Here is a 24,554-nt window from a genome sequence, read left to right as displayed (position 1 = left end):
TATGGAGAATCTTGGGAATCTCGAAGACTTCAAGTTGGATGTGTTGAAAGAAGTCGGCAACATTGGCTCGGGGAACGCTGCTACAGCGCTCTCCCGGCTTCTCAATAAACCGGTCGACATGGGTGTGCCCAAAGTACAAATGCTGCCTTTTGAGGAAATTGCCGATAAAGTCGGTGGAAATGAGCAACTTGTTGTTGCAATATTTTTTAGGGTAGAAGGGGAAGCCCCCGGCAATCTATTCTTCATATTGCAGCCTCAGGCGGCAAAAGGCTTACTTTCCCGTTTGGCGAATATTCCTTCAGATGACGAGGACAGTTTTAACGAAATGGAGCACTCAGCCCTGTCGGAGATCGGAAACATTTTAGCGGGCTCTTACCTGTCTTCGCTGGCCGATTTCACACGTTTATCCATGTATCCAACAGTCCCTGCGCTGGCGTTGGACATGGCAGGAGCAATTCTTAGCTACGGACTGCTGCAATTTGGGCAGATGGGAGATGCTGCATTATTGATTGACACATCGTTTCTGGAAGGGCAGAATCAGATAGAGGGTCAATTTTTCCTGATTCCTGATCCAGAATCGTTCGGGAAAATCTTTAGGTCGTTAGGAGTCCCGATGAACGATGATTGAGGATAAAAGCATCATTAAAGTCGGCATGGCAGATTTAAATGTTACCAGCAATCCGAACTCGATTCGTACGACAGGACTTGGCTCCTGCGTCGGATTGACCCTCTATGATCCTCATTTGAAACTGGCAGGCATGGCACATGTGATGCTACCGTCCTCAGATATTGCGCGTGAAGGGCAGCTGAATATAGCCAAATATGCGGATACGGCGCTGCCCGAGTTATTTGAGAGGATGCTGAAATTGGGTGCAGAACGACGCAGGCTGATTGCTAAAATGGCAGGGGGAGCGCAGATGTTCGCCTTTGCTGGTAGTGGAGACACCATGCGGATTGGTCCACGTAATGTAGAATCATGCAAGGAAATGCTCGTAGATCTCGGCATTCCTTTGATTGCGGAGGACACAGGCGGCAATTATGGACGAACGATTGAGTTGGACTCTGAAACTGGCGTTTTGAATATTCGAAGCGTACAAAAAGGTGTAAAGGAATTATAAACATGTTATTTGGCAGCTTACGCATTAATCTTTGGTCTGGAGTAGTCGGATTTATTCTGACTTTTGTGTTGTCCGTTGGCAGCAATCTGCTGACCACGAGCTTAATTCGTGGCTTGATCGCCTTCGTTTTTTGGTTCCTACTTGCATTTGTGCTGCGCTGGACACTAGGTGTTGTAGCGCGGCCAGATCTGGGGAATGCCCAAAGCCGGGCAAGCTCTCAGGTAGATGGCGTAGGGGGGAATCTGGACCTGACGACACCAGACGAAAATGAAGACCTGAATGAATTGCTGAAACCGAAACCAGAGCAGACGGACGAGGGGGATAATGGTTTTGCACCGTTAAACCCACCTAAGCTGGTTTCCAACAAGGACCCTGAAGAATTGGCCAAGGCCGTTCGTCACCTGACAGACAAATAAGGAGGGTGAAGCCGATGAACGAGCGAAAAGCCGCTCATTTAAACCATTCCGAACTATGGGAACAATGGAAAGAACACGGTGACAAGGAAGCAAAAAAACAGTTAATTGAAAAGTATCTCCATATTGTGGAGTATGTGTCAGGCCGTCTTGCAGTAGGCTTGCCTAAAAATGTATCTAAGGATGATCTGGCGAGTAACGGCGTTATGGGGTTGATTGACGCTTTAGAGAAATTTGACTATGAGCGTGGTTTGCAGTTTGAGACTTATGCTTCTTGGCGTGTTCGTGGAGCGATTTTGGATGGTCTTCGTCAAGGGGATTGGGTTCCTCGTTCAGTTAGGGAAAAAGCGAAAAAAATCGAGGATGCATACCAGCATTTGGAACAAAGATATCTACGCACGGTCAGCGACGAAGAGATGAGTCATTATTTGGACGTTTCTGAGAAAGAGTTTCAAAATATGATCCAAGAGGTCGCTGTTATGTCGATTGTCTCACTGGAGGATCCGATCCGCGAAGAGGAATCGGAAACACGGCTTTCCCTTTTGGTGGACGAGAAGGCGAAAAATCCGGATCATAAGGTCAATGAATTTACACTTCGTGATGCCCTTGCACAAGGCATTGATAAATTGACTGAAAAAGAACGTATCGTTGTTTCTTTATTGTATTACGAGGATTTGTCACTCAGCGAAATCGCTGAGGTCATGTCGCTATCTCCATCGCGAATTTCACAGTTGCATTCCAAAGCAATATTACGTCTGAGAGCGACATTGGACAAACAACGGGATTTGCTAATGCGTAAAGATTAACGTACGGGAGGTTACAGTAACAGTTAGACGGAAGGAGCACCCTTGTGGAGAAGCAATATGCTTTGGACCAGTTTTTAAAAGTGGTTGTCTCACCTGACAAACAAACCGCCTACTTGGAGTTTGCCAAACGTGAAGAAGGCTTTGCCTGTTCTGTGGAAGAATTAGAGCGTTTTCTAAGCAACCAAAAAATATCCTACGGTTTAATAACCGATGCAATTCGCGTATTTGCGGCAAGTCCAGAAGATCATTTCTTCGGAAAATTACTGATTGCTCAGGGAAAGCAGCCGATCCATGGTACAGACGGAAAAATTAATCTGGCTGATATTGTGACTGGCGAAGATGCACATAAGCCGCTTGAAACCGTGGATGGACGGGTGGATTATAAAGAACTAACTCGTTTAAGAAATGTAAAACGTGGTCAACTGATTGCCGAACGGGTTGATCCTCTGCCAGGTGTACCGGGGATTGCTGTAACCGGAGAGGAAATTCCTTTTCTTCCAGGTAAAGAGGCGCGTTTTAAAGTTGGAAAAAATGTAGTGATCCATCCAGAAGGTGTTGCGATGTATGCGGCTATTGACGGACTGGTAACTACGACTGAAAAGGGCAAACTTAATGTGTTCCCCGTATATGAAGTGAACGGGGACGTCGATTATAGTGTCGGCAACATTGATTTTGTTGGAACCGTCGTCATTCGTGGGAATGTTTTGACAGGTTTCCGGGTTCGGGCGGCTGGCGACATTCGTGTCATCGGTGGTGTGGAAGGGGCCGAAATTGTGGCGGAAGGTTCAGTGGAAATCACTGGCGGTATTATCGGATATCATAAGGGGTTCGTGAAAGCTGCACAAAATGTGAAATGCTCGTTTATACAAGATGGTAACGTGATTGCGGGAGGCGATGTACTTGTATCCCAGAGTATTATGCATTCCCAGATCAAAGCGAGTAATAATGTAATCTGCGAAGGAACAAAAGGGCTTATCGTAGGTGGCAGTGTACAAGCTGGTAAAAAGGTAGTGGCTCGTACCGTCGGTAATACGATGTCCACAGCTACCAATATCGAAGTGGGTGTACTTCCCGAACTGCGCGATGAACTGACAGAACTCCGCGCACGTTTGAAGCAGCAGACAGACAGCCAGGATAAAACGAATAAGGCCCTTACCATATTGGATCAGCTTGCCGCCGCCGGACAGCTTGCACCTGAAAGAATGGCTATGCGAATCAAGCTGACATCTACTAAAAAATCTAATGAACAGGAGCTTTTGGAAACCAAGTCCAGAATGCTTGAAATTGAACGAACATTAGAGGATACAAGCCGCGCACGGGTAGAAGTGAAAAATGTGATTTATGGTGGCTCTAAAATAGTTATCGGCAGATATACAAAATTTATTAAAGATTCAGTGGAAAGAATGGCGTTTTATTATCATGAGGGAGACATCAGCATGTCCTCCTACGTGTAATTCGGCACACTGATAAACAACATTTAACATTGTATTCCTTGGAAGAAAGATACGGATGCCCAATCGGAAAGGGTGTGGTCCAATGAGCTTGAAGGCTGTTGAATTGCAAATTGCCGTACCTCGCACCAGCGAAGCTGGAAAATACCAAAGTGAGTCCCAGCAGCGACCGATGAATGATCAAGCATTGCTTGGACAAAAGGCCGCGCTGGAGACGGAGAATATGCGTCAGCGAAGCAGTGCTGTAGATCAGTCTGCGGAAACATTCGTCGGTGAGCGGCAAACAGGGGGGCAGAGCAGAGATTCTTCCCAGCAGAGCCGCTCCCGGCCAGATGAGGCTGAACTGCCTAAGGAGCATCCGGCAGAGCATCCATTCAAGGGACACCATATTGATTTTTCGCTCTGATCCGACAGGTGGAGAAGCGTTATTAAAGGAGACGATGGGCAGTGGATCAACCATGGATTTATATTGTTCTACTGGGCGCCGCAGCTGTTGTCTACGCCTGGCTACAGCCTAAGCGTCAGCCAGGCCGGGGAACAGAAGAGGCCGTCGTCCAAAAGGTCGAGGCCACATTAGAGCAATATATGGCCGATATTGAAAACGATAATGACGAGTTGATTGAACTCGTTTCTGGTATGAAGCAGGAGCATACAGTGAAACAGGCGGCATTACAGGAGCAAGTAGCTGAGCTTCGGAGCCGTATCGTGGAGCTTGAGCGCCAGGCTATGTTTGCAACTGTGTCTATGCAAACCGAGCCTGTACCTAAGGAAATACAACATACAGCTGCTTCTCATCAGGCAGCGGTTGCATACGGTCAATTTCAAAGTCCGCAACCTGAGATGTCTGTGCAGGAAGGCTACTCTGGTTCAGAAGCTCCCCTCATAACTATGGAGGAACAGACGGCATTACAAGATCCTGAAACTGAGCAGGAAGCAGAGTCCATCCGTGATCGTTATCAAGAGTTGTTTGCGCTGCATGAGCAAGGTAAGTCGGTGGACTATATAGCTAAGCAATCAGGCATTCAACGGGGTGAAGTACAGCTTATTTTGCAACTCGCGGAGCGGGAGGATGTAACGTGATCAAAAACCGTTCATTTATGCTAGGCATGGGTACTGGTCTTATAACGGGGGCATTGCTATTGCAACTGGCATTGATCGGTCAGGGGCAATCGCAGCAATCTTCCACAGACCCGAAAAACATGACGCGAGAGCAATTAGAAAAGGCAGCAGCCGGATTAAATCTCCAGGTCAGTGACAGCTCTGACCCGAAAATGACAGAAGAGGAATGGCGTAATAAGGTGATCAAGGAAGGTAATAAAACTCCCGTTGCACCCCAAAAAGCTAAACCAGCTCAAACGCCAGCAACACCAAAGGCACCTGCAAACAGCATATCCTCGGCTGGTTCTAAACCTTCGAGCAGTACATCGGTTCCACAAAGTCCGAATAAGCCGCAAACTCAAAGTTCTGGCACTACAGCGACTCCCAATATCCCCAAGCAGCCTGTCACCCCACAAGTGCAGTATAGCATTGCATCGGGAAGCAATTTGAGAAGTGTGGCATCAGGATTGCAACGGGCAGGGGTCGTATCGGATGCTAGTGCATTTGAGGCAGCAGCTAAGGCTAAAAAAATCAATACCAAAATTCGTACCGGTACCTATCAGTTTGCTAAAGGTGAGGATTTCAGTTCTATCATTACTAAAATTACGAAAAAGCCGTCCAACTGACCAGACTGGGAAGTGGACGGCTTTTATTCTTCCTGAAAAGTTCAATGAGAGGCGTAAAACGTCACATTTTGCGTTGTTCTAACTATTGTCGAAAAGTTGGTTGCAACGATGCAAGTGTTATGGTATATTAATTAACGGTGTTAAAAACGCACGTCGGTTAATTTTATAAAGGGTGCTTTCCAATTGAAAGTCTTTATGAAAAATGATGTCGGCGGAGGACACACAAAAAACCAAACTTAGGAGGTGCGTGAAGATGGCAGTAATCTCCATGAAACAGCTTTTGGAAGCTGGGGTTCACTTTGGTCACCAAACACGTCGCTGGAACCCGAAAATGGATCGTTATATCTTCACTGAAAGAAACGGTATTTACATCATTGACTTGCAAAAGACAGTGAAAAAGGTTGAGGAAGCTTACAACTTTGTGAAAAGCATCGCAGCTGAGAATGGTACAATTCTGTTCGTAGGCACGAAGAAACAAGCACAAGATTCCGTTAAAGAAGAAGCAGCACGCGCTGGTCAATTCTACATTAACCAACGTTGGTTGGGTGGTACGCTGACTAACTTCCAAACGATTCAAAAACGTATTGACCGTTTGAAACAACTGGAAGCTTGGGAAGAAGACGGTACATTCGCAGTTCTTCCTAAAAAAGAAGTTATCATTCTTCGCAAAGAAAAAGATCGTCTTGAAAAATTCTTGGGCGGTATCAAAAACATGAAGGGCCTTCCAAGTGCTCTGTTCATCATTGATCCACGCAAAGAACGTATCGCGGTTGCTGAAGCTCGCAAATTGGGTATCCCAATCGTAGGTATCGTTGATACAAACTGCGATCCAGACGAAATCGACTATGTTATCCCAGGTAATGACGACGCAATCCGCGCTGTTAAATTGCTGACAGGTAAAATGGCTGATGCAGTTATGGAAGCAAACCAAGGCGAAGAAACTACAGCATAACATTTCCATTAGGAAATAACTATATGAATTAAATGAAAAGGGTGGTTGGCAGGTGTATAACCTCTCACTACCCTTTTTTTAAGGAATAAGCACGGTATACCACTGAAAATCAAATTTGGAGGGAAATAATATGGCAGTTAATGCTAGCGCAGTAAAAGAGCTTCGTGAAAAAACAGGCGCAGGAATGCTGGATTGTAAAAAAGCGCTTGAAGAAGCAAACGGTGATTTGACAAAAGCGGTTGAAGTTCTGCGCGAAAAAGGACTTGCAGCTGCAGCCAACAAAGCAGGTCGTATTGCTACTGAAGGTGTTGTTGAATCCTACATTCATGCTGGCGGCCGTATCGGCGTACTGGTAGAAGTAAACTGCGAAACAGACTTCGTAGCTAAAACAGACCAGTTCAGAGATTTTGTACGCGACATTGCAATGCATATCGCTGCATCGAACCCTCGTTATGTTCGTCGTGAAGAAGTGCCACAGGAAGAGATCGAAAAAGAAAAAGAAATCCTGAAAGCACAAGCGCTGAACGAAGGTAAACCAGAAAAAATTGTTGAAAAAATGGTTGAAGGCCGTATTGGTAAGTTCTATGAAGAGTTCTGTTTGTTGGAGCAATCTTTCATCAAAGATCCAGACAAAACAATCTCCACGCTTATCAACGAAAAAATCAGTACGATTGGCGAAAACATCTCCCTGCGTCGCTTTGTTCGTTTTGAACTGGGTGAAGGTCTGGAGAAAAAAGAAGACAACTTCTACGAAGAAGTTATGTCTCAAGTGAAACAATAATTACCAACGAACGGTAATCGCATATGGAAAAATGGAAATGGGACACATCAGTGTTCCATTTCTTGCAACAGGACACCTATCCTGTTACATAAAGTATAAATGATATTGGAGGGTGATCATTTGGAAAAACCTGTGTTTAAGCGTGTTGTCCTGAAAGTTAGTGGTGAATCGCTGTCAGGTCCTAACGGTTACGGTATTGACGCGGATACGATTGCATCCATTGCCGAACAAGTCAAAGACGTAGTGGAACTGGGAGTAGAAGTTGCTATCGTGTGTGGTGGCGGTAACATCTGGCGCGGTATTGCTGGAAGTGCCAACGGAATTGACCGGGCCACGGCAGATTACATGGGTATGCTGGCAACGGTGATGAACTCACTGGCCTTACAGGATGCTTTGGAACAGATTGAGGTACCTACCCGTGTACAAACATCCATTGCGATGCAACAGATTGCAGAACCTTACATTCGTCGTAGAGCTATCCGTCATTTAGAAAAGGGTAGGGTTGTTATTTTTGCAGCAGGTACAGGTAATCCGTTCTTCTCGACTGATACTACAGCTGCACTGCGTGCCGCTGAGATCGAAGCGGAAGTGATTCTGATGGCTAAAAATAAAGTGGATGGCGTATATTCTGCTGATCCGTTTAAAGATAGCACAGCTGAGAAATATGAGCAGCTTACGTATTTGGATGTGCTCAACAAAAATCTCGGTGTCATGGATTCTACTGCTTCCTCGTTGTGCATGGATAACAATATTCCGTTGATTGTCTTTGCTATTACAGAGCAAGGTAACATTAAACGTGTCGTGCTGGGTGAGAAAATTGGTACGATCGTCAAAGGGAGTGTAAATTAATGCCACAATCTGTGAAAAAGAGTGCTGAGGAACGCATGCAAAAAGCAATCCAGGCATTGCAACGTGATCTTGCATCTTTGCGTGCAGGACGGGCGACACCAGCTTTACTGGACCGTGTACAGGTAGAGTATTATGGTGCAATGACTCCAGTCAACCAACTGGCGAATATCAATACACCTGACAGCCGGACCTTGATGATTCAGCCTTGGGACAAATCTTCCTTGGCCGATATCGAGCGCGCTATACAAAAATCCGATTTAGGTTTGACACCTTCGAATGACGGTAACACCATTCGTCTTAGCATTCCTGCTTTGACGGAGGAGCGCAGAACTGACTTGGTGAAGTTGACAAAGAAGAACGGTGAAGAAGCGAAGATCGCTATTCGTAACATTCGTCGTGATGCCAATGATGACATCAAAAAATTGGAGAAAAGTGATATTTCCGAGGACGAATCTCGTAAACATCAGGAAGATATCCAGAAAACAACTGATAAGTTTATCGCTGAAGTGGATAAAGTTTTAGCTGCAAAAGAAAAAGAAATTATGGAAGTCTAAAAGATTGGCAGCCCCTCCCTTACGGTGGGGTTTGTCTCTTTTCAAGCCTGAGGCACATTTTCAGAGAATGCTGGAGGAACTGGAATGATCAAACGGGTTCGGTCTTGGTGGAACGGGGAACAAAAACAGCAAATACCGGCCATTTCAAAAGACAATATTCCGCAGCATGTTGCTGTCATCATGGATGGGAACGGCAGATGGGCCAAACGGATTGGAATGCCGCGGATTGTAGGGCACCAAAATGGAATGAAGGCAGTGAAACGCACAGCAATTGCAGCGGATGAACTGGGTATTAAGTATTTGACTTTGTTTGCATTTTCAACTGAAAATTGGACGCGTCCAAAGGACGAAGTTGATTTTCTAATGCGCTTACCGCAGGAATTTCTGGCTATTGAGCTAGATGAGTTGATTGAAAAAAATGTGCAAGTACGTATGATGGGCAATAAAGAACATTTACCTTCCCATACCGTTGAAGCGCTGACTGAAGCGACTCGACGAACTGAAAATAATACCGGACTTGTTCTTAATTTTGCATTAAATTATGGAAGTCGGTTGGAAATCACCGAATGCATGCAAACATTGGGCCGTCAAATTGCGGATGGGAAGCTTAAATCGGAAGATATAACATCTGAGCTGATCGGTAGTACGTTGCTTTCTAGCGGTATGCCAGACCCTGATTTACTGATTCGAACAAGCGGTGAGCTTAGACTTAGTAATTTTATGCTCTGGCAGCTTGCCTACAGTGAGTTGTGGTTTACTGATATTTATTGGCCTGAGTTTAAGAAAGAACACTTATACGAAGCAGTGATCGAATATCAGCAAAGAACACGACGGTATGGCGGACTGAAGTAAATGGAGGATGAAAGCCGTTGAGACAGAGATTAATTACCGGTATTCTGGCAGGCATATTCTTTTTGGCGATGGTCCTGTGGGGCGGCTTGGCCTACCATTTGCTTATATTGGCGATGGCCCTAATCGGATTTTATGAGTTCGCACGAATGACGCAGGTATCTCCTTTTGGAGGTACAGCAATACTTGGATACGTAAGCATATTAGCTTTTGTATTCCCGTATGAACCTTTTGGCTTGCACTCACCCTTACCCTTTGCCAGTATGCTTTGGCTGGTAATGATAGCTTTTATGATCATCACGGTAGGAACAAAAAATAAAATCCCGATTCAAACGGTAGCTATATTATTTCTTGGTACCGTTTATATAGGGTTTGGATTTTCGTATATTGCGGAATCACGTCATATGGAACATGGACTGTTATGGACATTTTTATTATTGGCTTGTATTTGGGCAAGTGATGCAGGGGCATATTTTGTAGGCAAAATGGCAGGAAAGACGAAATTATGGCCTGCGATTAGTCCGAATAAAACGGTCGAAGGATCCATTGGCGGCATCGTTTTAGCGTTGGTTATAGCTCTTGTATTCGCTGGATTATCGGGTGGACTGCTGCCATGGGGCAAAGCCATCGGCATCGGTTTGTCATGTGCAGTTGTGGGACAACTGGGCGATTTGGTACAATCTGCATACAAACGAGTGTACGGCATTAAAGATTCCGGTAATCTGCTGCCAGGGCACGGTGGTATACTAGACCGTTGCGACAGCTGGATTGTCGTTTTTCCATTTGTACATATGCTGATGCTGCTTCCATGAGTCTATTGATTACAGTTTATGCTCAGGCTAATCTCTATGCTGCTCACTCTGCGCTACTAGAAGGTTGGAACCAGTAGCATAGCTGCCTGAATAATAATCAATGAGCTCCTGGATAAAAGTGATTTTCAGGATAGGAAGGTGCATCATGAAAAGAATTACGGTACTTGGTTCAACCGGTTCTATTGGAACTCAAACGCTGGATGTAGTGTCCATGCACCCGGATCAGTTTACTGTTGAGGCTTTAGCAGGTGGTTCTAATATAAAGTTACTTGCTGAGCAGGCGCATCTTTATAAACCCAAAAAAGTGTCTGTGGGTACTCGGCAGTTGGCGGATGAAATTCGTCCTTTACTGCCTTCTGGAATGGAACTGTATTGGGGAAATGAAGGACTCGTTGAGCTTGCTGCGAACACGGAGGCGGATATGGTTGTGACGGCTGTAATGGGCAGTGTCGGATTGCACTCCACGCTGGCCGCGATTGAGGCTGGAAAACAGATCGGTTTGGCCAATAAGGAGACACTGGTTACTGCTGGTCATCTGGTCACAGCGCGAGCTCGGGCGAAAGGAGTGCCGTTGCTGCCGATTGACAGTGAGCATTCAGCTATTTTCCAATGCTTGAATGGTGAGCGTATGAAAGATGTGGCACATATTACCCTCACAGCATCAGGGGGTTCTTTTCGAGATTTGACAAGAGAACAGTTGCGTGAAGTTACAGTGAAAGATGCACTCAAGCATCCCAATTGGTCAATGGGGGCCAAAATTACGATTGATTCAGCGACGATGGTAAACAAGGGGCTGGAAGTCATTGAGGCGCATTGGCTATTCGGAATTGATTATGAGCACATTCATGTGTTGCTTCATCCGGAAAGCATTATTCATTCCTATGTTGAGTTTCAGGATACAAGCATTGTTGCTCAACTTGGGAATCCGGACATGAGAGTACCCATTCAATATGCATTGACTTACCCTGAGCGTATGAAGTCCCCGGCGAAGCCGTTGTCACTGGCTGAAGTGGGTAAACTCCATTTTAAGGAAATGGATTATAATCGTTTTCCTTGTTTAAGGCTTGCCTTCGAATGTGGTAAAATGGGTGGTACAGCACCGACCGCATTTAATGCAGCTAATGAAATTGCAGTTGCCCGTTTCCTGCGTGGAGAAATTTCTTTTCTGCATATTGAAGCTATTATTGAACGTGTGTTGGAGCGGCATGTCAATGTGGCTAATCCTGATCTTTCTGCAATTGAAGCCTGTGACGAAGAGACTCGTAGCATATCTTCGGGGTTGTAGGCTAAGTTGGGTTAGAAACGAAATGTGATTCTCTTGTGCGGGATCGGAGAATAATGATAATCTAGGAAGACAAACTCGATCTCATTGAAAGGGGAACAGAAACGATTGGAAACGATTCAAATAGTGTTGATGACGGTGCTCATGTTTTTCGTCATAGTGACGGTGCATGAATGGGGGCATTATTATTTTGCCAAACGCGCCGGGATTCTGGTACGGGAGTTTGCGATCGGTTTCGGTCCGAAACTGTTTTCTTATAAAAGAAACGAGACGCGATTTACGTTGCGTTTGTTGCCGTTCGGTGGCTTTGCCCGAATGGCGGGAGAGGATCCGGAGGTCAATGAAATTGAGGCCGGACAAACGATTGCTGTACGCGTAACGGATGACGTCGTTAAAACCATCTATCTAGATCAACTGGATAATCGTAAAAATGTGGTGCGCGGCGAAGTGTTGGATATTGATCTGGAACAGTCATTAACTTTAAAATTGGATGTGGATGGCGAAGATCAGCAATACACTGTACATCCGCAAGCGATGATGGTAACTAAAGGTCAATCCATTCAGATTGCACCCAAGGATCGGCAGTACGGGAGTAAAACAGTAGGACAGCGTGCGATGGCTATTTTTGCTGGACCCCTGATGAATTTTATTCTTGCTTTTATTTTGTTTGGTCTGCATATTCAGATGGTCGGCATACAAGTGGACAACCCGACTTATGTCCAAATTAGTGAAATTACAGCAGGTATGCCTGCTGCTGAAGCTGATTTGCATAAGGGAGATATCATCGAATCGGTGAATGGAATAGCCATTGGTGCAAATGTTGAAAACATGATCAAACTGATTGCGGATTCTCAAGACAAGCCGATGAAGTGGACGGTTCGCCGTGATAGTAAGACCTTTGATCTTACGATTACACCTCGTGCTATGGAAGGACAAAAGGGTGGCAAGGTGGGTATTGTACCCGAACTTCCAAAACGCCAAGCAGGTGTGGGAGAAACGTTCAAATTTGCCGGCCAATCTATGGTCAGAACGACCGATATTATTTTCCAAGGATTTAGCCAGCTCATCCAACGTTTTTCTATCAATGACCTGGGAGGCCCGGTACGTACTTTTGAAGTGACAGGGCAAATTGCCAAGCAGGGGATTGAGCAGTTGACGTATTGGACTGCTATAATGAGTCTTTACCTGGGGATATTTAATTTATTGCCTATTCCGGCGCTGGATGGAAGCAGACTTGTTTTCCTTGGTGTGGAGGCGGTAAGAGGACGTCCCGTTGATCCGAGTAGGGAAGGTATGGTCCATTTCGTTGGTTTTGCTATGCTATTCCTGCTTATGATTGCGGTCACGTATAACGATATTTTACGCTTAATTAATGGTTAATTAGAGACGGACTTATATAAAAACGGTCTGTATGGGAGGACATGCATTTCTATGTCGAACGATAAACAGTTTGTCGAGGAAATTACGCCACAGAGTGAAGATTTTTCCCGATGGTATATTGATGTTATTAAAAAAGCAGAACTGATGGATTATTCCCCTGTTCGCGGATGTATTGTATTCCGCCCCGATGGTTTTGAAATTTGGGAGCATATTAAGGAAGCCATGGATGTGCGCTTCAGAGAAACAGGTCACCGTAATGCCTATTTTCCAATGTTCATTCCAGAAAGCTTTTTTCAAAAGGAAAAAGAGCATGTTGAAGGGTTTAATCCTGAACTGCCTTGGGTAACCGAGGCTGGCGGGGAAAAGCTGGAAGAGCGTCTTGCAATTCGTCCGACTTCGGAAACCATGATTGGTCATATGTACTCCAAATGGATTCAATCCTATCGTGATCTACCCGTGCTTATTAACCAATGGGCTAATGTAGTGCGTTGGGAAAAACGCACGCTGCCTTTCTTGCGCACAAGTGAATTTTTGTGGCAAGAAGGTCACACGGCCCATGAAACAGAAGAAGAAGCACGTGAAGAAACGATGAAAATGCTGGAAGTATACCGTGAGGTTATTGAGGAAGTTCTGGCTATTCCGGTTATTACTGGACAGAAAACACCTTCTGAAAAGTTTGCAGGTGCGAAGGATACATTTTCACTGGAAGCGATGATGAAGGATGGACGGGCGGTACAAGCTGGTACCTCCCACTATATGGGAACTAATTTTGCGGTTGCATTTGATATCAAATATTTGAGTCGTGAAAACAACCTGGAATTCGCGCATACGACTTCATGGGGAACAAGTACACGTTTGATCGGCGCACTGATTATGGTCCATGGAGATGACCGTGGTCTGGCATTGCCTCCTAAAGTTGCGCCTACGCAGGTTATTATGGTTCCAATTGGGCCACCTAAGAAGCGTGATGCCGTTATCGCTCGTGCAGATGAACTATTCGCTCAGTTGAAACAAGCTGGAGTGCGTGTTAAAATGGACGACCGCAGCGATGTAAGCCCAGGCTGGAAATTTAATGAATATGAAATGCGCGGTGTGCCGGTTCGTCTGGAAATCGGGCCGCGTGATATGGAAAACGGTGTCTGTGTGCTCGTATCCCGTATCAGCGGTGAGAAAAAAATCGTGCAGCAGGATAATCTGGTTGAGGAAGTACACGCGATGCTCGCACAGGTACAGCAGGAGATGTTTGATCGTGCGAAAAATTTCATGGAAGAAAACTTCTATTCCGTTGATACGCTGGATGAAATGAAGACTCTCATGGAAGAAAAACGCGGCTTTACTTTGGCAGGCTGGTGCGGATCTGAAGAATGTGAAGATAAAGTTAAAGAAGTGACAGGTGCTACAAGCCGTAATATACCGTTTAAAACAAACGAGCAAAAGTCCACATGTTTGTGCTGTGGCAAACCTGCCAAGCATACAGTAGTGTTCGCACGGGCGTACTAATATAGAAGTAGGGCAATACCACTATACTCACTTCATTCTCTTCGCTGACATGGTAACTGTTACGGGACAATGTCCCGAAGGATCTATGTGTCGTTGTGAAGAGGATTGAAGAGGGCTACGAAAAGCTTTTGCGGTCGGAGATGTTTTTGACGCAGAAGCTTTTCATGTTTTCAGAATGGTAGATTTGAAATTGGGGGGAGAGCCATGGGCGGAGCTGAAGAAAAGAGAAAGCGGCTGGAACTGCTAATGAAGCAAGTTGGGATGCCGGCGGGAGTGGTTGAACCTTATTTTTTGGACGGTTGGATTGACCAAGTGGAGATTAGCCGAACCAATAAGGATTGGAACATCACCATTGCCAAGGAGACATTGGTCCCCGCTCAGGTGTATCGTACGTTCTGTATTCAAGTACAGGAAAAAATGAGTCACATCGCAAAAATTACGTTCCGTTTTCAGTACAGTGAGCAGATTCAGCCTGGTGATATCATCAGTGAATACTGGAAACTTTTTCTAGAGTGGGTACATCGTGAGATTCCATCGGTTAACGGTTGGATGAATCGGGCTGTGCATGAGTGGGACGACGGTCTATTATTGCTAACGATGAGCGACGGTATGTCGTTGGAACTGGCGCGTAAAAAGCAGATAGATCAAGCTATCATCAAATTTTACGATAAATATTTCGGGCTTTCTATGCGCATTAAAGTCCAGGTGGGTGAAAGTAACCAGGAGGCGTTACAGCAATTCCAAGAGAAAAAAATGCAGGAAGAACGCGAAGTCATTCAGCAGATGATGGAAAGTATGGAATCCGAAATGCCGCCTTTGGATGAAGAAGAAGGAGACGTACGGCTTCAATTCGGTTATGACATCAAAGAACCGGCTGTTCCGATGCAAGATATTCAGGACGAAGAGAAGAAAGTCACTTTACAAGGAACAATCTTCGGTTTGGATAGTAAAGAATTGCGCAATGGCAGTACGTTGTTTACGTATTATTTGACCGACTTTAGTGATTCCCTGCAAATGAAAATGTTTGCTAAAACTAAAGAAGATCTGAAGATCCTCAGCTTGTTGGCTAACGGGAAATGGGTCAAAGTACGGGGTCGAGTTGAATATGATCGTTTTATGCAAATTCCCGAGCTGGTTATGATTCCCTCTGATCTAGTTGAAGTACAGGCTCCACCCACACGTAAGGATAAAGCAGAGGAAAAACGAGTCGAGTTCCATCTCCATACAAAGATGAGCGCAATGGATGCTGTTGCCTCGATTGATCAATACGTTAAAACAGCCGCCAAATGGGGGCACAAGGCGATTGCAGTCACCGACCATGGCGGAGTGCAGTGCTACCCTGATGCTGCTAAGGCTGCAAAGAAAAACGGCATTAAAATGATCTACGGTGTTGAGGCCAATGTGGTTAATGATGCCGTTGAGGTTGTAATGCAGGCACAGCCATTAAATTTGAAAACAGCGACTTATGTCGTTTTTGATATTGAAACCACCGGTTTATCGGTTACACAGAATAAAATCATTGAGATTGCAGCTGTGAAAATGCATGATGGCAAAGAAATTGATCGTTATGCTACCTTTGTCAATCCGCATGAGCGCATTCCATATAATATACAGCAACTGACCAACATTAACGATGAAATGGTCAAGGACGCGCCGGATGTAGAACCTGTTATGAAGGAGTTTGTAGCTTTTGCTGGCGATGCTGTATTGGTTGCCCATAATGCGCGTTTTGATGTCGGTTTTATCCAGGCCACCCTTCGAAATATGGGTTTGCCTGAAATGACCAATCCGGTACTGGATACGCTCGAACTGGCTCGTTTACTGTTTCCAACAATGAAAAACCATCGTCTGAATACGCTGACGACCAAATATAAAGTGGCGCTCGAAAGCCATCACCGAGCCATTGACGATACAGTCGCACTGACTGAAGTGCTGAATGGCTTGCTGAATGATGCGGAACAAATTAAGGGTTTAAAAATGCTCGATCGTCTGAATGATTATGTGGGTAAGGACTTATCGACCGTTCGTCCATTTCACTGTTGTATTTATGCCGTCAATCCGATTGGTAAAAAAAATCTGTACAAGCTGGTTTCGATGTCTCATACCGAATATTTCAAGCGTGTGCCTTGCATTCCTAAATCAAAATTGTCAGAAATGAGAGACGGACTGCTTATTATTTCTGGCTGCGAAAAAGGAGAGTTCTTCGAGGCTGTGTTGAACAAGTCCGAGGAAGAAGCCGAGGAAATAGCACAGTTTTATGATGTGTTGGAGATTCAACCTTTGACGATGTATATGCATTTAGTAGAAAAACAACTGGTAAGCGGGCCTGATGCTCTGAAAACGGCAATACGCAAAGTATGCGAAATTGGGCGGCGACTTGATAAGCCCGTAATTGCCACAGGCAATGTTCACTATTTGGAAACGCGCGATAAGTTGTACCGTGATATTACGATACATGGCATTACGGGATTTAGTCCGCTAAAAGATATTCGTAAGCCTGATGCGCATTTACGCACCACAGACGAAATGCTGGCAGAATTCGAGTTTTTGGGCGAGGAGAAAGCCTATGAAGTCGTTGTGAAGAATACCAGTGAGTTGGCGGATCGATTTGAGGAGCTGGAGTTGTTCCCTGACAAGCTGTTTACACCTTTGCTGGATGGGGCGGACGAGGAAATCCGTAACACTTGCTATGAGACGGCTAAATCTATCTATGGTGAGGAATTGCCCGAGGTGGTTGTAGCTCGCCTTGAAAAAGAACTGGAGCCGATTATTAAATACGGTTTCTCTGCCAACTATCTTATTTCCGAGCGCTTGGTTAAAAAGTCTAATAAGGATGGATATCTGGTAGGTTCACGGGGGTCTGTTGGATCTTCTGTGGTCGCTACCTTCCTCGGTATTTCCGAGGTTAATCCACTGCCTGCACATTATATTTGCGGTAATCCTGAATGCAGACATAGCGAATGGATTTTGGACGGTAGTGTGCCGAGTGGATTTGATTTGCCGGACAAAAATTGTCCGAATTGCGGCGGCAAACTGAAGGGTGAGGGACAGGATATTCCGTTTGAAACGTTTCTTGGGTTTAAGGGAGATAAAGTTCCCGATATTGACTTGAACTTCTCTGGCGAATATCAGCCTGTCGCACATAACTATACGAAAGTACTGTTTGGTGAAAAAAGTGTATTCCGTGCTGGAACCATCGGTACCGTTGCTGAGAAGACAGCCTTTGGCTTTGCCAAGAAATATGAAGAGGCGCATCATAAAAAATGGCGTGGGGCTGAGCTGAATAGGCTGGCTTCGGGCTGTACAGGGGTCAAACGCAGTACCGGGCAACATCCAGGCGGAATTGTCGTTGTTCCCGATTATATTGAGGTCGAGGATATTACGCCGGTACAGTACCCCGCCGATGATACAAGCTCGGAATGGAAAACAACGCATTTTGATTATCACGCTTTTGATGCGAATTTACTCAAACTCGATATTCTGGGTCATGATGATCCGACCATGATGAGGATGCTTCAGGATTTGACTGGTGTCGATCCTACGACCATTCCAATGAATGATCCTAAGGTGATGAGCATGTTCAACTCCACGGAGGCGCTCGGTGTTACACCCCAGCAAATCCGCACGCCTGTAGCAACCTATGGTGTACCAGAGATGGGGACGAAGTTTGTGCGCCAAATGCTAGTAGAGTCGCAGCCAAGTTCTTTTGCCGATTTACTGCAAATATCCGGACTGTCTCACGGCACGGGCGTATGGCTGGGGAATGCACAGGAACTGATTAAGAATAATACCTGTAACATCAAGACTGTAATTGGTTGCCGTGATGACATCATGCTGTTTTTGATTTACAAGGCAGGCATGGACGCAGGTCTGGCCTTTAAAATTACGGAGAGCGTACGTAAAGGTAAGGGGCTTAGTGCTGAATGGATTGAAGAAATGAAAAAATGCAAGGTGCCACAGTGGTACATTGATTCTTGTCTGAAAATCCAGTACATGTTTCCGAAGGCGCATGCTGCAGCGTATGTTATTTCAGCAGTGCGCACAGCGTACTTTAAGCTGTATCATCCGATTGAATATTATGCGACTTACTTTTCAGTACGTGCAGCCGATTTTGATATTGAGCTGTGCTGTCAGGGATATGATGCAATCGCGCGGAAGATTGTCGAAATCGAGCAACTCGGTTTTCAGGCACCTCCCAAAGAAAAAGGGATGCTTCCGATCCTGGAAATGGCTCTGGAAATGACGGCTCGCGGGTTTAGTTTTAAATCCATTGATTTGTACCGTTCCGAAGCTACACGCTTCAAGGTGGATGGAGATTCACTCATTCCGCCATTCGGAGCTCTTCAGGGAATTGGAGACAACGCGGCACGTAACATCGCAGCCTCCCGTGAACATGGTGAATTTTTGTCTGTCGAGGATTTTCAACAAAAATCGAAGGCTAGTAAAACCATTGTCGAAATGCTGTCCCAGATGGGTTGCTTTCGAGGTCTTCCAGAGAGTAATCAGTTGTCTCTGTTTTAATCCAAACCACAGTAGTCAAGCTCTGGCACTTGTCACATAACTACGGTTATGTTATAATTTTTTTGGTAATCATGGAGATAAAACCGTTGCTAAAAGAGTGGGGAAACCCACTCTTTACTGTTTGATATACAGTTACAACGTGAAAAGGTAGTTTTTGGGCACGAAACCGGTACGCCGGTTTATTTGCAGTGAGCCCGAAATGAACATTACATCAAATGAAAATGAAAATGCCGGTGATGGAGAAGCATTGTCCATGCAATAGGGCATCTTTTTTTCAACACAGGAAAGTTCACTTTTGGAGGTTATAATCTTTGAGCACACCAAAGATCAAATCAGTAGTAGAAGAAATGGCCCAACCTTACCTCGAAGAGCATGGTTTTGAACTGGTCGATGTCGAGTATGTCAAAGAGGGCAGTAATTGGTTTCTTCGCGTTTTTGTAGACAAAGACGGAGGAATTGATCTGGACGACTGCAGTATGATCAGTGAATATTTGGGTCAAAAGTTGGATGAAAATGACCCTGTTTCTACAGCATATTTTCTGGAAGTGTCTTCACCAGGCGCCGAAAGACCGCTAAAAAAAGCGGAGGACGTTACTAAAGCGGTAGGCAAAAACGTATTCGTTACTACATACGAGCCGATCAACGGCCTGAAGGAATTTGAAGGTCGTTTGCTTTCTTTTGAAGATGGGGAACTCACCGTTCAAAGCGGACAAAAGAAGCATGCTATACCTTATGACAAGGTAGCTGGTGCAAGGCTCGCGATCATATTTTAATTCAGATTTGACTGTTGCTGTTTGACATGTACTACATGTTTTTTTGCCTCGTGTGCCGACCAGTACGCAGGTGCATCATTTGAAAGGGGGAGCAGTAATCCATGAGTATGGATTTTATTGAAGCAATGAACGAGTTGGAAAGAGAAAAGGGGATCAGCAAGGATGTGCTGTTTGAGGCCATTGAAGCAGCCTTGATTTCTAGTTACAAACGGAATTTCAACACCGCACAAAACGTGCGTGTTGATATGAACCGCAACTCGGGAGTCATTAAGGTATATGCCCGCAAGCTGATCGTTGAGGAGGTATTGGATCCTCGCACCGAGATTTCATTGCCTGCGGCTCGTGAGATTAACCCGCATTTTCAGTTGGAAGATATCGCTGAAATTGAAGTTACACCACGTGATTTTGGACGGATTGCTGCACAAACTGCGAAGCAGGTCGTGACCCAGCGTATCCGCGAAGCGGAACGGGGACTGATCTACAACAAGTTTGTGGACAAGGAAGAAGATATTGTAACAGGAACTGTACAGCGCCAAGACCCACGTAACATTTATATTGATCTTGGTAAGGTGGAAGCGGTTCTCCCGTTAGGCGAATTGATGCCTAATGAGAAATTTAGCCATCTGGATCGAATTAAGGCTTATATTACCAAAGTAGAAAACACAACCAAAGGACCGCAAATTATGCTGTCCCGATCACATCCGGGTCTGCTTAAGCGTTTGTTCGAACTCGAAGTGCCTGAAATTTTTGATGGTGTTGTAGAGATTCGTTCCGTAGCGCGTGAAGCAGGCTTCCGTTCTAAAATCGCGGTTCATTCCCGTAACGTCGAGGTGGATCCGGTCGGCTCTTGTGTGGGTCCTAGAGGAACACGTGTACAGACTATTGTGAACGAGCTGCGTGGCGAAAAAATCGACATTGTACGTTATTCCGATAATGTTGATGAATACGTGGCTAATGCGCTGAGTCCATCCAAGGTGCTCGAAGTGCAGGTGTTTGAAGAAGAGAAAATGGCGCGTGTTATTGTGCCTGATTATCAGCTTTCTCTTGCTATTGGTATCAAAGGACAAAATGCTCGCCTTGCTGCTAAGCTTACGGGTTGGAAAATTGATATTAAGAGTGAAACACAGGCGGAGGAAGAACTCGGCAGACCGAGAACATCCACCGATGAAATGCATCAGGATTCCGTTTCTGTAGATTAAGCGGAGTGTAGGGGGGTTAATGCATGAAACAGAGAAAGATACCTTTGCGCAAATGTGTGGCCTGTCATGAAATGATGCCAAAGAAGCAGTTGATCCGTGTCGTCAAAACCCCTGAAGACGAAGTGTTGATTGACTTGACTGGCAAAAAGTCGGGACGCGGCGCTTACTTGTGCGGCAAAGCCGCCTGCTTCAAGCTGGCTCAAAAGAGCAAGGCACTGGATCGAGCATTGAAGCACTCGGTTCATCCTGATATTTATGAGCAGCTAAGTCGTGATTTTGCTGCCGTCGAGGAAGAATTCCTGGCGGCACAAGGCAGCGTGCAGGATGAATAAGGCGCTGTCTGGATTGGGTCTTGCCATGAGAGCTGGCAAGCTGCTAACAGGTGATGAGATCGTTTATAAAGCGATCAGGTCTTCAGAAGCCAAGCTGGTCATTCTTGCGAAAGATGCTTCAATGAATACTCAAAAGAAATTCCGCGACAAATGCGGGACGTACAAAATCCCCTTAATGATAGGATTTGACCGGGAAAGCTTGGGAAGCAGTATCGGCAAGCCTGAACGGGTTGTGCTGGCTGTGACGGATCAAGGATTCGCGAAATTGATCAAGAAACATACGGGGATAATGTCGGAGGTGGAGTATATTGAGTAAACAAGAAAACAAAGACAAAGTGCGGGTATACGAATACGCCAAATCGTTGAACATGAGCAGCAAAGAAATTATCACCATTCTTAAACGGCTGGATATTCCCGTGAACAACCATATGAGCGTCATGGAACATGATGCCGTAGGTAAAGTGGAAAGTTTTTTTAAGAATATTAAATCCAATGCTGCGGCCAAGCAAGGCGAAGCAGGTACGGTGCAAGTAAGCTCGAATCAGGCCGGTTCAAGCCAGAATAGTAATCATTCAACTGAGCAAACCAAAAATCAACAGGAAAAGCAGGTAAGTATGAATAGGACAAACAACAACCAAAACAGTAACCGAAGCAGCGCTCCAAAAGCGCAAAGCAGTCAGCAGGGCGGTCAAAACCGCAGTCAACAAAGTACTAGCAGACCCACTGGTCAGCAAAGTACACAAAACCGCAGTAATGGTCAACAACAGGGAGGACAACAGCGTCCCGGCGGTAACACAGGTTCGCGTCCTCAAGGTAGCCAAAGCACTAACTCACGCCCTCAGGGAAGTAGTCAGGGTGGTACGGCTGTAAGAACATCATCCTCCACAGGTAGCAACAATGCGAACCGTAGTGGTGGCAACCGTACAGGCAGTAACTCCAACAACGGTGGTAACCGTTCCGGTCAAGGACGTTTTGACGATAACCGTCAAGGCGGCGGACGCGGTGGTAACGGTGGTCGTGGAGGCAATAATCGCGGTGGTAGCAATCGTGGCGGGAAATTTAACAATCGTGGTAAAGGTCAACAACAGGAACGTCGCGAGAAAATCGACAACACGCCAAAGAAAATTATTGTTCGTGGTGAGATGACCGTAGGCGAAACTGCCAAGCTTCTTCACAAGGATGCGTCAGAAGTCATCAAAAAGCTGATTATGCTCGGAACGATGGCGACCATTAACCAGGAACTGGATATGGATACTATCCTCTTGCTTGCCGGAGACTTTGGTGTCGAGGTAGAAGTGAAAATTCCGGTCGAAGAAGATCGTTTTGAAACGGTGGAAGAAAATGATGATCCTGCGGATCTGAAAACACGTCCACCCGTTGTAACGATTATGGGTCACGTCGATCATGGTAAAACAACTTTGCTGGATGCCATTCGCTCGACTAATGTAACTGGTGGCGAAGCTGGCGGTATTACACAGCATATTGGTGCATACCAAGTTGAAATTAACAGCAAAAAAATCACTTTCCTGGATACACCGGGTCACGAAGCCTTTACTGCTATGCGTGCACGTGGTGCTCAAGTGACAGATATGACGATTATCGTGGTTGCAGCTGATGACGGTGTTATGCCTCAGACGGTCGAAGCTATTAACCATGCGAAGGCGGCAGGTCTGCCAATTATCGTAGCTGTGAACAAGATCGACAAACCAGATGCCAACCCGGATAAAGTGAAGCAAGAACTCACTGAATATGAATTGGTACCTGAAGAGTGGGGCGGCGATACGATTTTCGTCAACGTTTCCGCGAAACAAAGAATGGGTCTGGAAGACCTGCTCGAAATGATTCTGCTCGTAGCTGAAGTGAATGAGTACAAAGCGAATCCGAACAAACGGGCACGTGGTACCATCATCGAGGCAGAACTGGATAAAGGCCGCGGTTCTGTGGCTCGTATCCTCGTTCAGAATGGTACACTGAAAGTTGGCGATGCTTTCGTAGCGGGTAACTGCTTCGGACGTGTGCGTGCCATGGTCAACGATAAAGGTCGTCGTCTTAAGGAAGCAGGTCCTTCCACTCCAGTTGAAATTACTGGTTTGACAGAAGTTCCACTTGCTGGCGATCCATTCATGGTGTTTGAGGATGAGCGGAAAGCACGCGCTATTGCTGACAGACGTGCGATCACACAACGCCAATCTGATCTGGGCAGTAATACACGCGTAACACTGGATGACCTGTTCCAACACATCAAGGATGGCGAAATGAAGGATCTGAACGTCATTATTAAAGGTGACGTGCAAGGTTCCGTCGAAGCGTTGAAAGGTTCCTTGAACAAGATTGAAGTCGAAGGTGTGCGCGTTAAAATTCTTCACAGTGGTGCAGGAGCAATCACCGAATCCGATATTATTTTGGCAGCAGCTTCCAATGCTATTGTCATTGGTTTTAATGTTCGTCCGGATAACCAGGCGAAATCTACAGCGGAAGCTGAAAAAGTGGACATTCGTCTACACCGTGTCATTTACAATGTCATTGAAGAAATAGAGCAAGCCATGAAGGGCATGCTGGATCCTGAATATAAAGAAAATGTGATTGGGCATGCTGAAGTACGTAACGTGTTCAAAGTTACTAAAGTCGGTACGATCGCTGGTTGTATGGTGACATCCGGTAAAATTACCCGTTCAGCAGAAGCACGCCTGATTCGTGATGGCATCGTCATTTTTGAAGGTAAAATCGACTCACTGAAACGCTTTAAGGACGACGCAAAAGAAGTTGCCCAAGGTTACGAATGCGGTATTACCCTTGATGGCTATAATGATGTTAAGGAACTCGACATTATTGAAGCGTTCGTCATGGAAACAGTGGAGCGCTAACGGCAGAGAGGTGAGCATCCATGGCTAAAATACGTACAGGTCGGGTTGGCGAGCAGATCAAGAAGGAGCTAAGCCAACTCATCCAAACTGAATTAAAAGACCCCCGCATCGGTTTTATCACGGTAACGGGTGTCGATCTTACAAATGATTTGTCCCAAGCGAAAATATACTTGAGCGTGCTCGGGGATGAAGAACAAAAAAATTCTTCCCTGAAAGCATTGGACAAAGCGAACGGTTATCTTCGTTCTGAACTCGGCAAACGGATACGGCTGCGCCATATTCCTGAGTTGATTTTCAAAATTGACGAATCTATTGCTTACGGCAGTCGAATTGAAAAACTGCTGAGTGATATCGACAAGGATGAAAAATAAAACTTTTAGTTTGTCTGAAGGAA

General features: G+C 45.5%; 24 protein-coding genes. All 24 read left to right on the top strand.

Annotation, left to right across the window (positions count from 1 at the left end):
- Position 1: 1 nt before the first annotated feature.
- Positions 2–628: a chemotaxis protein CheC gene (locus tag G9G53_RS11080; RefSeq protein WP_029517007.1), complete on the top strand. Its 627-nt coding sequence runs from the start codon at positions 2–4 to the stop codon at positions 626–628.
- Positions 621–1,118, top strand: a complete 498-nt coding sequence (locus G9G53_RS11075; protein WP_010346358.1) for a chemotaxis protein CheD — start codon at positions 621–623, stop codon at positions 1,116–1,118. The genes G9G53_RS11080 and G9G53_RS11075 overlap by 8 nt, the downstream gene beginning before the upstream one ends.
- Before the next feature lie 2 nt (positions 1,119–1,120).
- Positions 1,121–1,534 carry a hypothetical protein gene (locus G9G53_RS11070; RefSeq protein ID WP_029517008.1) on the top strand — a complete coding sequence of 138 codons (414 nt, stop codon included), beginning with the start codon at positions 1,121–1,123 and terminating at the stop codon, positions 1,532–1,534.
- Between the two features lie 14 nt (positions 1,535–1,548).
- On the top strand, positions 1,549–2,337 hold the full coding sequence (locus G9G53_RS11065) for a FliA/WhiG family RNA polymerase sigma factor (RefSeq protein WP_013309911.1): 789 nt from the start codon (positions 1,549–1,551) through the stop codon (positions 2,335–2,337).
- Positions 2,338–2,381: 44 nt separating this feature from the next.
- A complete protein-coding gene (locus G9G53_RS11060; RefSeq protein WP_039274680.1) occupies positions 2,382–3,791 on the top strand; it encodes a DUF342 domain-containing protein in 1,410 nt (469 codons plus the stop codon).
- Positions 3,792–3,873: 82 nt separating this feature from the next.
- Positions 3,874–4,194, top strand: coding sequence for a hypothetical protein (locus G9G53_RS11055; RefSeq protein WP_029517010.1), 321 nt, complete (start codon positions 3,874–3,876; stop codon positions 4,192–4,194).
- A gap of 41 nt (positions 4,195–4,235) precedes the next feature.
- A complete protein-coding gene (locus tag G9G53_RS11050) occupies positions 4,236–4,868 on the top strand; it encodes a hypothetical protein (RefSeq protein WP_039274678.1) in 633 nt (210 codons plus the stop codon).
- A complete protein-coding gene (locus G9G53_RS11045) occupies positions 4,865–5,512 on the top strand; it encodes an endolytic transglycosylase MltG (protein WP_165147577.1) in 648 nt (215 codons plus the stop codon). The genes G9G53_RS11050 and G9G53_RS11045 overlap by 4 nt, the downstream gene beginning before the upstream one ends.
- Before the next feature lie 253 nt (positions 5,513–5,765).
- Positions 5,766–6,464, top strand: a complete 699-nt coding sequence (gene rpsB, locus G9G53_RS11040; RefSeq protein ID WP_013309916.1) for a 30S ribosomal protein S2 — start codon at positions 5,766–5,768, stop codon at positions 6,462–6,464.
- A 130-nt stretch (positions 6,465–6,594) separates the two neighbouring features.
- Positions 6,595–7,245, top strand: a complete 651-nt coding sequence (gene tsf / locus G9G53_RS11035) for a translation elongation factor Ts (protein ID WP_013309917.1) — start codon at positions 6,595–6,597, stop codon at positions 7,243–7,245.
- A gap of 120 nt (positions 7,246–7,365) precedes the next feature.
- Entirely contained in the window at positions 7,366–8,094 is a 729-nt protein-coding gene (gene pyrH, locus G9G53_RS11030; RefSeq protein WP_013309918.1) for a UMP kinase, read from the top strand.
- Positions 8,094–8,648, top strand: a complete 555-nt coding sequence (gene frr, locus G9G53_RS11025) for a ribosome recycling factor (RefSeq protein ID WP_029517013.1) — start codon at positions 8,094–8,096, stop codon at positions 8,646–8,648. Before pyrH ends, frr begins: the two co-directional genes overlap by 1 nt.
- Before the next feature lie 84 nt (positions 8,649–8,732).
- Positions 8,733–9,500, top strand: coding sequence for an isoprenyl transferase (locus tag G9G53_RS11020; protein WP_039274672.1), 768 nt, complete (start codon positions 8,733–8,735; stop codon positions 9,498–9,500).
- Between the two features lie 17 nt (positions 9,501–9,517).
- On the top strand, positions 9,518–10,309 hold the full coding sequence (locus tag G9G53_RS11015) for a phosphatidate cytidylyltransferase (protein WP_029517015.1): 792 nt from the start codon (positions 9,518–9,520) through the stop codon (positions 10,307–10,309).
- Between the two features lie 145 nt (positions 10,310–10,454).
- Positions 10,455–11,594: a 1-deoxy-D-xylulose-5-phosphate reductoisomerase gene (locus tag G9G53_RS11010; protein ID WP_165147574.1), complete on the top strand. Its 1,140-nt coding sequence runs from the start codon at positions 10,455–10,457 to the stop codon at positions 11,592–11,594.
- A gap of 105 nt (positions 11,595–11,699) precedes the next feature.
- Entirely contained in the window at positions 11,700–12,971 is a 1,272-nt protein-coding gene (gene rseP / locus G9G53_RS11005; protein ID WP_069011406.1) for an RIP metalloprotease RseP, read from the top strand.
- 51 nt (positions 12,972–13,022) lie between these two features.
- Positions 13,023–14,471, top strand: coding sequence for a proline--tRNA ligase (gene proS / locus G9G53_RS11000; protein WP_039274666.1), 1,449 nt, complete (start codon positions 13,023–13,025; stop codon positions 14,469–14,471).
- Positions 14,472–14,675: 204 nt separating this feature from the next.
- Positions 14,676–18,992: a PolC-type DNA polymerase III gene (locus G9G53_RS10995; RefSeq protein WP_165147571.1), complete on the top strand. Its 4,317-nt coding sequence runs from the start codon at positions 14,676–14,678 to the stop codon at positions 18,990–18,992.
- Between the two features lie 311 nt (positions 18,993–19,303).
- A complete protein-coding gene (gene rimP / locus G9G53_RS10990; protein WP_029517020.1) occupies positions 19,304–19,765 on the top strand; it encodes a ribosome maturation factor RimP in 462 nt (153 codons plus the stop codon).
- 101 nt (positions 19,766–19,866) lie between these two features.
- On the top strand, positions 19,867–20,964 hold the full coding sequence (gene nusA, locus G9G53_RS10985) for a transcription termination factor NusA (RefSeq protein WP_165147568.1): 1,098 nt from the start codon (positions 19,867–19,869) through the stop codon (positions 20,962–20,964).
- A 23-nt stretch (positions 20,965–20,987) separates the two neighbouring features.
- Positions 20,988–21,296: an RNase P modulator RnpM gene (gene rnpM, locus G9G53_RS10980; RefSeq protein ID WP_007430067.1), complete on the top strand. Its 309-nt coding sequence runs from the start codon at positions 20,988–20,990 to the stop codon at positions 21,294–21,296.
- On the top strand, positions 21,289–21,612 hold the full coding sequence (locus G9G53_RS10975) for a L7Ae/L30e/S12e/Gadd45 family ribosomal protein (protein ID WP_029517021.1): 324 nt from the start codon (positions 21,289–21,291) through the stop codon (positions 21,610–21,612). The genes rnpM and G9G53_RS10975 overlap by 8 nt, the downstream gene beginning before the upstream one ends.
- Entirely contained in the window at positions 21,605–24,160 is a 2,556-nt protein-coding gene (gene infB / locus G9G53_RS10970; RefSeq protein WP_029517022.1) for a translation initiation factor IF-2, read from the top strand. Before G9G53_RS10975 ends, infB begins: the two co-directional genes overlap by 8 nt.
- Before the next feature lie 20 nt (positions 24,161–24,180).
- Positions 24,181–24,531, top strand: a complete 351-nt coding sequence (rbfA, locus tag G9G53_RS10965; RefSeq protein WP_010346342.1) for a 30S ribosome-binding factor RbfA — start codon at positions 24,181–24,183, stop codon at positions 24,529–24,531.
- Positions 24,532–24,554 lie beyond the last annotated feature (23 nt).

The organism is Paenibacillus sp. EKM206P, assembly GCF_011066155.1.
Classification (GTDB): domain Bacteria; phylum Bacillota; class Bacilli; order Paenibacillales; family Paenibacillaceae; genus Paenibacillus; species Paenibacillus polymyxa_D.
This window is presented reverse-complemented; position numbering and strand designations above follow the sequence as displayed.